The sequence below is a fragment of the Synechococcus sp. R70.1 genome, assembly GCF_047461675.1.
Taxonomy (GTDB): Bacteria; Cyanobacteriota; Cyanobacteriia; order Thermostichales; family Thermostichaceae; genus Thermostichus.
Genome location: NZ_JANSHR010000099.1, coordinates 1 through 570, shown reverse-complemented (window position 1 = coordinate 570; position 570 = coordinate 1). Strand labels below are relative to the sequence as shown.

The window sequence follows — 570 nt, the reverse complement described above, 5'->3', positions numbered from 1 at the left end:
CGGATCCCTGTCAGGTCTTCCAGGGCAATAGCGCTGTTTGTGGTCTTTGCCCTAGAGACAATAGCTTTGGAGATGCAATGATTGACCCACGCCTGAAAGCGCCTCTCCTTGCCAGACAGCCGTTGCAACAGTTCTCTGCATCTGCGCCGCGAACTGCGTGTGCCCTTACTGGCTTTGCGTTGGAGTGCCGCCCTCAACCGGGAGTAGTGGTCTCGGACTTTGTTCAACTGCTGTCCATTCCAGTGATCTCCTTCCGATGTATGGGCAATATCTGTCCTTCCCAAGTCCACCCCGATCACCTTGTCGGTATCTTGTTGCTTGGGTGGTTTTTTCTCTACGCAAATCTGGATGTAGTAGGAGCCATCTTTGCGCTTGATCAGCGTGGCAGCTTTTGGGTTGGAACCAGCCAGCATCCCACGCTGGTAGTTGCCAATGGCCAGTTCAAAGCGTTCTCTCCCTTCCACCGTGGTCAGCGACACCGTCCAGTCTTTTTGACGGAACGAAAAGATGCGAGTGTCGTAGGTAACAAAGCCGCTCTTAAACTCCTTGACGGGACGCTTTTTCTGCTTA

Annotated in this window: 1 protein-coding gene; it reads right to left on the bottom strand. The window is 53.2% G+C overall.

All coding sequences use genetic code 11. From position 1 onward, the window contains the following. Positions 1-570, bottom strand: a 570-nt coding sequence (locus NW807_RS10450; RefSeq protein ID WP_414426062.1) for a transposase, incomplete at both ends; no start/stop codon positions are given.